This window comes from Rothia sp. HMSC036D11, from assembly GCF_001814205.1.
Taxonomy (GTDB): domain Bacteria; phylum Actinomycetota; class Actinomycetes; order Actinomycetales; family Micrococcaceae; genus Rothia; species Rothia dentocariosa.
The window spans coordinates 703-14,016 of sequence record NZ_KV815312.1; the positions used below are offsets into that span (position 1 = coordinate 703).

The 13,314-nt window shown below is 54.3% G+C and carries 5 protein-coding genes; all 5 read right to left on the reverse strand.

The window, feature by feature from the left end:
• Positions 1-99: 99 nt before the first annotated feature.
• On the reverse strand, positions 100-7,059 hold the full coding sequence (locus HMPREF2958_RS07280) for a DUF6531 domain-containing protein (RefSeq protein WP_070697542.1): 6,960 nt from the start codon (positions 7,057-7,059) through the stop codon (positions 100-102).
• Positions 7,060-7,291: 232 nt separating this feature from the next.
• Positions 7,292-8,290, reverse strand: a complete 999-nt coding sequence (locus HMPREF2958_RS07285; RefSeq protein ID WP_070697543.1) for an NUDIX hydrolase — start codon at positions 8,288-8,290, stop codon at positions 7,292-7,294.
• A gap of 247 nt (positions 8,291-8,537) precedes the next feature.
• Entirely contained in the window at positions 8,538-10,790 is a 2,253-nt protein-coding gene (locus tag HMPREF2958_RS07290) for an RNA degradosome polyphosphate kinase (RefSeq protein WP_070697544.1), read from the reverse strand.
• Positions 10,791-10,917: 127 nt separating this feature from the next.
• On the reverse strand, positions 10,918-12,057 hold the full coding sequence (mshD, locus tag HMPREF2958_RS07295; protein ID WP_070697545.1) for a mycothiol synthase: 1,140 nt from the start codon (positions 12,055-12,057) through the stop codon (positions 10,918-10,920).
• Between the two features lie 124 nt (positions 12,058-12,181).
• On the reverse strand, positions 12,182-12,886 hold the full coding sequence (locus tag HMPREF2958_RS07300; RefSeq protein WP_004005341.1) for a winged helix-turn-helix transcriptional regulator: 705 nt from the start codon (positions 12,884-12,886) through the stop codon (positions 12,182-12,184).
• Positions 12,887-13,314 lie beyond the last annotated feature (428 nt).

Consider the following 13,314-nt stretch of genomic DNA (forward strand, 5'->3'; position numbering starts at 1 on the left):
GAGGCTTCATGATTTTCTCCCAGTACCCGCTCTCGTAAGTGAACACCGGAACAATAAACTCATCCTTATATTTTTTTTCGTAAGTCATCATGATCTCCTTTAGAAAATTCGTACAAAGGTCTTATAGTGATCAGGAGTGTAATACATACTCCCATCTGAACCCACAATTAAACGCTCTTCACCAGCAGCATTTATCTGGTTAGGAACACGTGACCGCCTCCTAACCTTGTATTTCGTATACTCTATCTCATTCCCAGCAGAATCACGCATAGGAAGGATACGAGCTTCCTTATTATCAAAAGGCAGAGGATCCGGCACATTCCCAAAACCCTCAGGCTTATGATCCTTATTTTTCCAGTACACTTTCCCATCTTCATAAAGAGATTTAGCCGTTGGAACCACATCATCAGGGATCGTCCCAGTATACTCATCCAGATTAGTCACCATAAATTTATGGGAACCAACCTGAGCCTCAACCGTATTACCATGTCGGGTAACATTCCTAAAACCAGTCATCGCTGTGTCTAGATTAGGCTCACTAACTTCAGGACGCCACAGGGCAAATTCAGGCCTACCTTTCGATAAGTCAGCAGAAGATCCTTGTCCTTTAGTCGTTTTAAAGTACTCTTCTCGCAGTTCGCGAGCCTTATCAACCCCGTACACGTTGTACGTTCCAGGCTCTTCAGCAGGTACATACCGAGAGCTGTCCTTAGTATTCTTCACAAGAGTCTTTTTGAAGTCATCACCAGCGAGATATGTGGCCGTCTGATCACCATTTTGCAGCTTAGAACCCGGAGGATGCTCCGCCCAAGATACATGCCTGTCAGCCGCCACACCTTTTGCCGGAGGCAGGTTCTCAACCTTCGGTTCCTCCACAGGTTTCAGCTGCACATTGGGTTCGTGTACTGTTCCTGATGTCCTGTGATCGAGAGATCCGGTATGGGTAGGTTTGGGACCGTTGGGTATGTCTATCTGATGTGGGCTATTGTGCGGCGTGGGGTGCACTTTGGGCACTACGTGCTCGATGCCCAGCAGGCTGGTGCGCGTCCATGTGGCAATGCGGTCTTGGATTCCGTTGATGCGGGTTTTGACGGCATTAACGGTGTTTTGGGTTTTAATGACAACAGGGGACGTCTTAACCCGATCAACCGTTCTGGAGATAACGGGGACTTTCATCGCCTGGTTGCCGGTGGCGCGTGCTACGGGCGGCCCGGCTTTGAAGAGCAGCCCTATGAGTGCGGCTGTGAGTGCTTCTTTCCCGCCTTCCTGAAGGGCGTAAGCCTGCACTTTATCCCAGTCGATATTGCCGTCGGGGGTGTGGAAATCCATGCCATCAGCGGCACCGTTGGCGGCACCAGAAATAAAACCAACACCGCCGGCCAAGAGGATACTTGTCGGCGCTATGAACAGGGAACCAATAACACCTACAAGAGCCAGAAGGCGCAGACTCTGCTGCATGAAACGTTCGCCTTCTTGGCTCTGATACTTACGGTAATCTGCAACCGTCATGGGGCGCTCACCCCGAGGGTCCACATACTCCAGCGGATTATTGCCTGCATATGCGTAAACGTCAGCAAACCAGGATGAACCAGCTATTGCGGCCTTCGGGTCTGTTGAGAGGAAACGACGTGAAGGGCTGTCATAGACGCGAGCGCCTAGCATATCTAGACCGGCTACGCGTAGCGACCCTGCACCCGTGAACTCGAAACCGGTGGGCAGCCCGGGCACCGGGGTAGCGCTTGCAGAAGGTACGCCCCAGTCTGTCGGCAGCCCGGGTGTGCTACCTAATGCCGAATCGAAGGTGCTGCCGGTCAATCCGGGGACGTTGAGGGTATGCCAAGGCATCATTCCGCCGGGTATACCCGCCTGCGAAAAGCCGCCGTCAGAGCTGGGTGCGCTCGTTGCCCCAGCACCCAGAAGATGCGGAATATCCGACCTGGCATCCCACATGAGAGGCACTGTAATGCCCTCACCATCAGAAACAGCGGATACCTCACCCACCGCATCAGAAATCAGTGAAGTGCGTGAAATACCTACACGTGAGGAAACAGAGTCTGTTACCGATGTCAGGCCGCCGTAGGCACCCCAGCTATATTCGCGAGAGTATGAGGTGCCGGTGAGCTTATCGGTCGTGACTTCACCACTACGTTCGCCTGCCAGATTGTAGGAGTAATCCGTGATGGTATGAGCGGCAAGCTCCCCAGCGTCGCCTCGTGCACCTGCGTATGCGCGAGCCTCAACGGCGACTAACTGGTTCGCTTCGTTATGGGTGAAGATACGCTCACCCTCCAGAACACGAGAGCCTGCAGCCGAGCGTTCAGATCCGTTAGAACTATCGAGAGCAAAGACGCGCTCGCGCATCATGACTCCGGCTGTGTACTCCCACTCCCACACGTGGGATGCTGAACGGGCGCCCACAAGCTGCCCGGCATCGTCATAGGAGTACAGAACAAGACCATCCTGTGAAGTATCAGATCCCGTTGAGTCCAACCCAATCACGCGGCCGTTATGGTCACGGATTACTTGTGTGCGTTCAAGAACCTTTGATTCTTCAAACCCTCGGACATCGGTGAGCGCCTGTTCCCGCACATAGTCTGAGATTAGCCCGGTAGTGCGCTCGTGCGTCCAGGAAGACACCATATCTCCCACCCGAATCCGCGTGAGACGTCCCAGAGGATCGTAGGAGAATACTGAAGAGATAACGTCGTGAGCGGGCTGTCCCGTGGCGTGTGTTGTTACAGCTACCGTTCGACCGGCGCCATCTACGGTGCGTGTAGATTTTGCGTAAGGGGTTACTGACGTGATCAGATAACCATCGGCATCATACGAGTACGTCAGCGTATATGCGCCGGTTTTGATAAAGGTATTCAAAGCGTGAAGACGCTCGTGTATATCATCGTCTGCATGAGCGTTGCTTTGCTCGTCCGATCTTAGGAATCCTGAACGGCTGCGAGAAATCAGACGGTCGGAGGAATCATAGACAAAACGATGCTCAAGGTACGGCTTTTCGGTACCCGCAAAGGCGGAAGAATCGCGGTCCCTGAGTGCAGAAGCTGAGGCGTAGTCACGCACCGTCACGGTTCGATGACCAACAGATGATACTCCGGGGGAGTACGAATACTCCGCCGCGCACACACCATTGACGCTCAAAGACGCAAGCAGACCGCCACCCTGATAGTCGTAGGAGTATGCACGGGTTCGCTCACCATTATTTTCAGACAGCAGACGACCTGCGGCATCGTAGGTGTATGTAGATGTTATCTCTGCCGTAGAACCCGCGCCCTTAACGGTGCGGATAAGCTGACCTGCGGCGTCATAAATATACGTGGTGACCTGGCCGGTCGCATCCAGGGTGCGCACCATCTGCCCAGCAGCGTCATACTCGAAATGGGTGCGATACCCTAAGGCATCTACAGCAGTCACTAGCTGACCGGCTGCATCATAGATGAATCTGCGGTTACCAGCGCTGTTATCACTCATGCGGATCAGGCGTGAGCACCGGTCGTATGCATACGTTGCCGTGCGAGCCCCATGCTGCACCCGTACGATCCGGCCAAGGGCATCGTACGTCGTATGTTCAGTTGTGCCGTCAGGATAGGTTCGGGCAATAATTCGAGATGCGGCGTCGTAGGTTAGCGTTGTGTACGCCCAAGCGGTAGGTTCTTCCCACTCCACGTTCTCGCTCACTGCCGGCTTCTGCTCGGGCACGCTTAGCCCCACGCCCATACGCCGCAGACGCCCAGCTTGATCATAGTCGAATGTTTGGGTACGTCCCGCCGCAGATACCTCGCGTATCAGCCGGTTTGCCGCATCGTAGGTGCGGCGGGTGAGTCCGCCATGAGCATCAAGAGTTTCAACAGGATTGCCTGTGGCATCATAGGTTGTAAACTCGGTAACAGTTTCGCTGTTTCTTGGGGATGCACTCGGTGACTTTGAGTTTTGAGATGCACGTCTAACCGGCTGCGAAGAGGCGAAATTTTGGGTATTATTCTCGCCCTCAACAATCACCCGTCCCAGATAATCGACGTGACGGAATGAAGATCCGAGTATTCCGCCGGAGGACGTAGTTTCTTTGCCCGTTCTACGGTCTACAGCGCGATGTGTAACAACGCCAGTAGCATCCGTAATCTGGCTGATTTCGCCAGCCAAGTCGTAGTCAAACTCACTCCGGGCACCCAGAGGATCTGTCACCGCAATAAGTTGTGACAAGCCATCGTATTCATAGTTGGTTACGGCACCGAGGGCATTAATAGTCTTGATCATGTTGCCCCAGGCATCAAATACTGCGCGGTTGGTACGCCCCAGTGGATCCGTGACAGCGGTGAGCTGGTTGCCGTTATTGTATTCAAAGTGCGTGACATGACCGTAAGGATCTGTCAAAGAAGCGGGCAGCTGACCTATAGGGCGCGATGTATTGTATAAACGGTGAGTGTCGCTTGACGTAAGGTTTTGGCGCACAAAAGCAGGAATATCCAGTTCTTCGGGAGCAAGCTCAGGGTACGTGAGAGACCAGCGTGAACCGGCAGCATCCGTGACTGAGGCGAGTTGCCCGGCGGAGTTCCAATGAGTAGAGGTTACGTGGCCTAGAGCATCCCTAACCTGCACTATTCGACCGTGTTTGTCGTACTCTAGATGGACTGTATCGCCAACACCGTTTGTTATGCTGATCAGTTCTTGACGTGCGTTATAGGTGTATGTGGTACGTGCACCGGTGGGGTCAGTAACGCTTAGAAGGTTGCCGTACTCATCCCAGCTATATTCTGTAGTATGCCCATTCCCATCAGTCATAGTGATGGGGTTTGGGTTTGCACCTGTTGATTCGTAGGTATATGACACTACCACGGGATCACCGGGGTTGAGCCGATCACGGAAATCACATACAGAGGTCGTGAGCAGGCGGTTATGTTCGTCCCAGGTGTACTTAGACAGTGCGCCCTCGGGGGTAAGCTGTTTCGCTAAACGACTGTGAGAGTCGTAGGAACGGCTTATCGTAGAGCCATCGCGTTCAGTGACGCTGATGCGGTTGCCGAATTTATCGTAGCGCATGACTTGGCGGCTGCCATCAGCAGCCGTCATAGAGCTAAGACGTCCGCGTTCATCAGAGCGCCAAATATTAGAGCTGTCGCCGGTTATCGCATCAGCAATAATCGTCATAATGCCCGGAGCATAGACGAAAGACACTTCACGGGAATGTTCTGTCAGCTGGTGGACCACACGTCCTTGGCCGTCATATGTATTAGTGACTTCACGGTGGCCGTTCACATCCCAGACTTCTTCAATAAGGCGCTTAGCGTTATGGGTGTAACGACGAATACCGTCAGGACGGTTAACCGCTGCTAGCAGATCATCATCGTCGTAAATGTAGGTGACGGTATCAAGTATCTGCACATCATGATCTATGAGATAGGTGCTGGCAGATTCAGGGCGAATACGGTTATCACGGGGTGAGCAGCCATAGCGTATCTGAAGACCTCGACCTGAGGCCGGGTGAATGATGTCAGTTAGCTCTAACGCACCCGTTGCGGAATCCGAAGAGTAAAGAGGCAGCGTTAAGGTTGCATAATGCCCCTCCATGACGCCTGTCCAGGCACCAGAAGGATCGTAGAAGTGTCGAACATGCTTGGAATTGTAAACAACCCAATAATATGCGGGTGTAGTAGGTGCGCTGACCTTGCGCCCAGCGTTCTCTGCCGTCTTGATTGCCTTCGTCGTCGCTGTGGAAACATAGCTGTAAAGCTCGTCGCCGGGAACAGTTTTGCTAAGCCAATACGATTCGGAAGGAACACGACCAAAACCGTCACCCATGCGAGGGAACGTGAGAGCCCGACCATCAGGCGTGTGCCATACAGCGCCCGTGTTACTCAACGTAAGCTGAGTATCAAGCGTAGAAGACCAACCGAAACCAAAGATACCCGAAGGAGCTTCTTCAGGATAGGTAACGGCAACGCTGTTGTACATACGTTCAAGCTTGATGAGCGATGCCGCAGGAGCGTGCTCGAAGGAGAGATCACACTCATGCTCAATGAAATTCCCTGTGGCAACATTTACGGGATCAAGCGCATATCCCGCTGAGTATACAGCGCCGGTTATTGTCGCACGAGAAACATCAATACTCGGACGATCCGTAGAAATTTTCTGTTCCTTCAGATAATTCCGAATATACCCCGTATTAAGGTACTGCGGATAATCCAAAAAATCTGCTTCAGAATAAATAGGACCTAACATTCCTTGAGAACCAGCCGTCGCGAAAGCTTCCGCAACAGTGAGAATCCAACGAACATCAGATTGGTTGGCATCAACCCATTTTGCTAGCGAGTTAAAAAGGCTTACGGCATCAAAAAACCCCCATGACGTATGCTCAACAAAAGAGCTATAGCATTTGGTGATATTGGAGTAAAGCTCGGCAATTCTTTGATCTAATGTGGAGTTCTTCTGCGCAAATTTCACGATGTTGCCGGGAATAGCCGATGTAGTCTCGGTAGCATCCTGGGCGGCATCCCGAGCCCTCTTTTCGGCGCGATGCGTACGGTTGCGCCCGATAACCTCTGCATTTCTGCCCGTATTACGGGATTTGATAATCGGGGCGCGTTCGTCGAACTTGGGACCTTCGCTATCTAGATTAGGCTGTGGTCGGGGAGGGTAATAGGCAGCGGGATCTTTCTGAAAACTTATAAATGTATTGCGATTATCATTTTCAATGTTATCTCTGATCTTCTTCTTTTCTTCCTCCCAATGTGCCATAGCCTCACGGAATTTTTTACGATTCTCATTTTCTTGGTGTGCGGCATCAGTATATTTCTGCAGGTCGGCGGCGGCATCGCCTAAGGCTGTAATCAGGTTTTTACATTCAGAGATGGAATATTTGCAGTTTTGATCAAAAACTCGTGCAAAATGTCCTTTAAACTCACGTTGGGCTATGCCAATATACCGCTGTCGTTCCGGAAGCTGTATTTCTAACTTTCTTTTTAAATACCTGAATATACTGAGCAGAATATCGGCATGATTAAAATCGAACTCAACATCACGCTCTAGAACGTGCATGTTGTCGTATTCGCCCATAGTTTATGTATCTTCCGTGATGCGTGGCTGGAAACTATGCTGAACCTAAGTGAAAGGTTGAAGCTCAACTTATGTTACCAGATGTGAACCCCCAATATGAGCACATCCTGTAGGGGCTAGAGGCGTTGCATGAGCCTGTCTAGTCATCTGGAATACTTCGAGCCCCTCGAAAGTTTTCGAGGGGCTCAAAACTCGCGCACTTCCATGCACATGGATCGCGAAAGTTCTGGTACTAATCAATAACCGGGCGGATGGTCTCAACCGAGACGATACCACCGTGCTCGGCGGCTGAGACCTGCAGGACTACCGCATCCCCTGGCTCCATATAGGGGTCTTCGGCGGGAAGAATTTTCGCCGAGCCCTTCATGAGGTGCCCCTTAAGAGCCTTGAAAACCAACGGGAGCACGGGGCGGTGTGTGCACAGCAGTGAAGGAACTTCCTTCACGAACAGCGATTCGGTCACTTTTGCCGTGCGTTTAGGATGCCCTGCCGCGCCGCTCTCCGAGAGGGACTTCTTCTCTTTGATCGCGATCGCATGGTCGTTCGCATAGGGCGCCACGGTCTGCATGCACCGCAGCCACGGAGACGAAAGCAAACGGGTGGGGGAGTATGCCTCCAACAGGCGGCTATGCGCAAGCGCCTGGCGTTTACCGGTTCCCGCGAGCGGACGCTCGTCGTCGGCGGCAGTCCAGTTAGACCGCGGTTTTGCCTTGGCATGCCGCATAATGACGACCGGGCGAGTGTGTAGAGTACCGGCTTTATGGTGAGCAACGAGCGCATCCAAAGGTTCGTGATCGGTGCTGTTGCTCAGGAGCTTGCGTGCCTCTTTGGGAGTCACCCAGCGGATTTCGTCAACTTCGCCTTCGTCAGCGCGGGGATGCTCCCCCACGGGCAGCTGCGCGGCCCAGTAGAACACATCCTTGGGGCGCCCCGAGACCATATAGTTAGTGACCGCCAGCGGCACGCCGAGGGTTATTCTGAGGGTGACTTCTTCGCCTACCTCACGAATGGCGGTTTCAACGAGTGATTCGCCCGCATCCTGTTTGCCTTTGGGCCAAGACCAGTCGTTATAGCGGGGCCGGTGAATCATGAGCACCTCAAGTTTTTCCCCGTGCAAGCGCCAGACAAGGGCACCTGCGGCAACGACAGGCGCTGTGTTTTCGCGGGTGCGGGTGATGGCGAGTGAATTATCGTATACGTGGGCGGAATAGTACGTTGATTCGGTGGTCACGGGATCCTCTACGAGCTGGTAGTGATGATGCGGTGTACTCCCATTCTAGGGGAAAAATCTTCAAAGCCGTCACCGTCCCGTAACCTTGTGTTCACCTTCGTAGTAAAAATCCGAATGTTACGTGGCTTGGCACCCTGTGGAGCGCAATTATGGGCATATAGTGTGGCTTTCAGACCGAAAATTCACATAGTGCTACTTTTCGGTCTGAAAGCCACCTGCATACAGAAGTTACGGAAAGGGAAAACCGCTAAATCTTGTCGTGGTTCTTCCGAGAGCGCGAGCGCAGGTAATAGGACTGCACATCGCGCAGCGGGTTGCCGTCGGCATCAGTATCGAAACGCTTCCACGTGCCATCGCCCGAGAGATGCCAGGTGCGGGAGTCATCGCTCATGTAGACCGTGAACATATCGAGCAGGTACTTGATATGGCGGGGGTCTTTGACCCTTACGAGCGCCTCAATGCGGCGGTCGAGGTTGCGGTGCATCATATCGGCAGACCCGATATAGACGATGGGCTCACCCGCGTTCTCAAACGCGAAGATACGCGAGTGCTCCAGGAAGCGCCCAAGTACCGAACGCACCCGGATATTCTCGCTGAGTCCGGGCACACCGGGGCGCAGGGCGCAAATACCGCGCACGACCACATCGACGGGAACTCCGGCCTGAGAGGCGCGGTAGAGGGAGTCGATAATCGCCTCGTCCACCATAGAGTTGCACTTGATCTGGATGCGCGCCTCCTTACCCGCCTTATGATTCTCAATTTCGCGGTTGATGCACTCGATGAGCCCGCTGCGCAGCGAACGCGGGGCGACGAGTAGCGATTTGTAAGTGGTTTTCGGTGCGTACCCGGAGAGCTGGTTGAACAGGCGCGAGACGTCCTCACAAATCTGCTCGTCACAGGTGATAATGCCGAGGTCTTCGTAGAACCGCGCGGTGGAAGGGTGATAGTTGCCGGTGCCGATGTGCGCGTAACGGCGCAGCTGGTTGCCTTCGCGGCGCACTACCAAGGAGAGCTTGCAGTGGGTTTTCAGTCCGACCAGACCGTAGACCACGTGCACGCCCGCGCGTTCGAGTTTGCGCGCCCAGGAGATATTAGCTTCCTCGTCGAACCGTGCCTTAATCTCAACGAGTGCGACAACCTGTTTGCCTGTCTCAGCGGCTTCGATCAGCGCATCGACAATGGGGGAGTCGCCGCTGGTACGGTAGAGGGTCTGCTTGATAGCCTGTACCTTCGGGTCGGCCGCCGCTTGCGCAAGAAACGCTTGCACACTGGTGGCGAAGGAATCGTAGGGGTGGTGCAGAAGCACATCGTGATCGCGGGTTGCGGCGAACACATCCGCCTCTTTGGCGGTTTCGGCGGCGTTAAGCCAGCGGGAGGTATGCGCAATATGCTTGGGGTAGTGCAGGGCGGGACGGTTGGCGCGCACGATCGCGCCCATACCGCGCAAATCCAGTGGCGCAGGGAGCTTGTATACTTCGGAGTCGTCGATATTGAGCTCAGAAATAAGCAGGTCGAGGATCGTGGGGTTGATCGTATCTTCAACCTCAAGACGCACGGGCGGACCGAAACGTCGGCGCAGCAGCTCCTTTTCGAGGGCCTGCAGCAGGTTCTCGGCATCGTCCTCTTCAACCTCAAGGTCTTCGTTACGGGTTACGCGGAAGACATGGTGCTCAACAACCTCCATGCCGGGGAAGAGCGTGTCAAGGTGCTCGGCAATGATAACCTCTAGCGGAATATAGCGGGATTCCTTGCCAGTCGTGTTGGCGGCGCGGGGACCATCCACCGAAATCATGCGGTCAAGCTGATCGGGCACCTTCACACGCGCGAAAAGTTCCTTGCCGGTCTGCGGGTTACGAACCAGCACCGCAAGGTTCAGCGAAAGCCCTGAAATATAGGGGAAGGGGTGCGCCGGGTCTACCGCGAGCGGTGTGAGAATCGGGAAAATATCGCGCAGGAATTCTTGGCGCAAACGGGTTTTAGCGTCTGCATCCAAGTCATCCCAGCCCACAATATGAATGTTCTGTTTTTTCAGCTCGGGAAGTATCTGCTCGTGGAATACCTGGGCGTGGCGCTTCTGCAGGCTGTGAGCGGCGGTCGAGATCGCCTCCATCTGTTCGTCAGGGCTCAACCCTGCGGCGGAAGGCACCGCCAGTCCGGTAGCGATGCGGCGTTTAAGCCCCGCCACGCGCACCATAAAGAACTCGTCAAGGTTTGAGGCCACGATAGAAAGAAAATTCAGGCGCTCCAGCAGGTATAAATCAGGGTCTTCGGCAAGCTCCAGCACCCGGGAATTAAAATCGAGCCAGCTGCTTTCACGGTCGAGAAAACGCTCGGCGCCAAAATCGCCTTCGATATTGGGTAGATCGAGTTTTTCTCCCGCCTCAATGCGGTCGGCACGGGTATCGGCACGCTCAATCTTCGAGATATCGTTTCCGATGTGAATCAACCCGGTCATCGGTGCCGGTTCGGTATTCTTTTTGGTATGCGGGTGGGGTGCCACAGGCTATTCCTTACTATGTTGAGGGACTAAGTTTACGATGCGCCGCTCGTCATCGAGCACAACGCAGAAAGAACGTTCGGTATGGGTATGAGCCGGTAAAGAACCCGCGTCCCACCCCGAATAAACGCTAGATGCTGCCGGTCGAGATAACCGCCGTGGTAACAGCGGAGAGCACGCCCGCATCCACACCGTTAGACGAACTCTTGCCGGAGCCGCGTTCGGGGGCGTACATGCGATCCACGGTCGCAACTGCGAACCCTAACGATTCATAGAGCTTCAACGCAGGGGCATTATCGGCGTCCACATACAGTTCGATTGCGTGCAGAGGCTCGCCGTTTTCGTCGGATGCAAGCGCCAAATACGCCAGGGCACGCAGGGTCACGGTGCGCCCCAGACCGCCGCCCTGGGCGTTTGGACTGACCCCCACCACATAAATCTCACCCGCAGGCACCAGATCGTCGAGCGGCTGCCCCGGCTCGGTCTGAGCGGTGGGAATCTTTGTCCACGTAAACGCCGCAATATTATGCGGATCTTCCCGCTCGGAGATGAGAAAGAACCCCTCCGGGCGGAACCAGTCGCTGCCGGTGCGTTCGCGTAAATCCGCGAGAGTCAGGCGACCTTGTTCGGGGTGCTCGGCGAAGGCTTCCGCGTTAACGCGAAGCCAGGGATTTTCGTCGGCGGGGGTGAAGGTGCGCAACTCAAGCGAATCGGGCAGGGTGCGCGCATCCGAGAGCTCGGCAAGATTCTCACGGGTTTGCTCGTCAAGCGGAAGTACCATTTTGTACAGCACGCGTACCGGGGTGAAACCTGCGGCTTCGGCGAGCTCATTGGCGGGACTCTCAATACCGGTGTCGGTTGCGCTTCCGTGTACCCAGAGATTGTAGTTGGTGGCCTCGCTTCCTAAATCCTCAATAACGCGAGTGAAGAAGGCAGAACCGAGCCCCTGCCCGCGCATCTGCGGGTGAACGGCTGCCTCAAGTACACCGGGCTCGTTGGAGTCTTCGGGGGAGGGAACGGCAACGAGCACAGCCTGTAACTCGGGATTATCGGCGGCCGAAGTGAACGCGAAAACTTGCGGTTTAACCAGACTCTCACCGCGCACCGCTTTCGAGAGCTCCACCAGAGTTTGTTCGGAGAAAGCCGGGGTACCGTCGTGCTTCTGTACGGCACGTGCGAACTGCGTGAAATGCTCTAGAAGCTCAGCATTGAGGGGCATATTTTCGTAGTGCCCAGAGTCGAGGGTGAAGTTTTCGGGTGATGCCGCCATTCTCGCCTTCTTTCACATTGCCTACTGTTTAACTTTACCGGGTGAAAGCCTGCGTTTGAACCGGTTTGATGCAATAAGCGCAATCTTCGGCGCACCAGAAAAAGAAAAGTATTTCGCCGCGCCGTTAGTCTTCGGCAGAAGGGTCGTGATGGGTATTCTGCGCGTGGAACGAATACCCCACGTTACGCACCGTGGTAATCATCTGTTCGTGCTCAGAACCGAGCTTTGAACGCAGCCGGCGAACGTGTACATCGACCGTGCGCGTGCCGCCATAGTATGAATCGTAGCCCCAGACCTCCGAGAGTAGCTGCGCCCGCGAAAATACTCGCCCGGGATGCTGAGCCACAAACTTCAAAAGCTCAAATTCCTTGAAGGTCAGGTTGAGTGCCGCTCCGTTCAGATGCGCCGAATAGGTTTGTGCATCAATGACCAGATTGCCGATGCGGATAATCTGCTGGCTGCGATCGTCTGTATCTTTGAGCTCGGGTGCCGTAACCAACAGGCGCAGGCGAGCATCCATTTCGGAGGGCGAAGCCTGGTCCAGCACAATATCGTCCACCTGCCACGAGGCGGAAACAGCCGCCATTCCGCCCTCGGTCAGGACAATCATGAGCGGGATGGTGATCCCCGCGGTCTTCAAAAGCTGGGCGGTATTGCGTGCTTTGAGCAGATTTTGGCGCGCATCTAGAATAACAATATCGTGTTCCGTGCCGATAGTACTCAGGGGCGAATCGAGGGGAAGCTCGATTACACGGTGGCTGAGCAGGCTGAGGGCAGGAATGAGTTCTTGCGCTCGTGGCGCATCGCTCAGTAACGCAATGCGGTACATACACCCTCCTGAATCTGCAATCCTTACTCGCACGGTTTTGTACTATTTTACTCATGCCTTTGTGTGCTCTTCGGGCACAGTACCTTCAACGGCGCTAAAACACGCAGCAGCGGTGCGCGTTAAAGTTATTTTTACCCAGGAGAGAGCGCCGTGATCCGTGCTTTAGTTCAGCTATCTATGGTATTTTTAAGGCATGGACAACATCTTGTACTTAGAGATCTTCTTCATCTGTTTGATGGCTCTCATCTCGGTATGCATCGCCGTTGGTGCATACGCAGTACTTAAGGGTCTCTTCGCAGGGCAGAAGTAGAGCGTAAAATTTTTTGAGCCGAGGAAGGCTCACGGTGCCCCCGGTTAATGCTGAGGCACCCCGGGCGGGGTGCGCAGACAGTGCCGGGGGCTTTTGCATGCCCGGCTCTCGTGCATCC

What these genes read in the sequence shown, in the direction of transcription:
- mshD (WP_070697545.1), bottom strand. Translation starts at nt 12,057, where the DNA reads ATGGCGGCATCACCCGAAAACTTCACCCTCGACTCTGGGCACTACGAA.
- HMPREF2958_RS07300 (WP_004005341.1), bottom strand. Translation starts at nt 12,886, where the DNA reads ATGTACCGCATTGCGTTACTGAGCGATGCGCCACGAGCGCAAGAACTC.
- HMPREF2958_RS07280 (WP_070697542.1), bottom strand. Translation starts at nt 7,059, where the DNA reads ATGGGCGAATACGACAACATGCACGTTCTAGAGCGTGATGTTGAGTTC.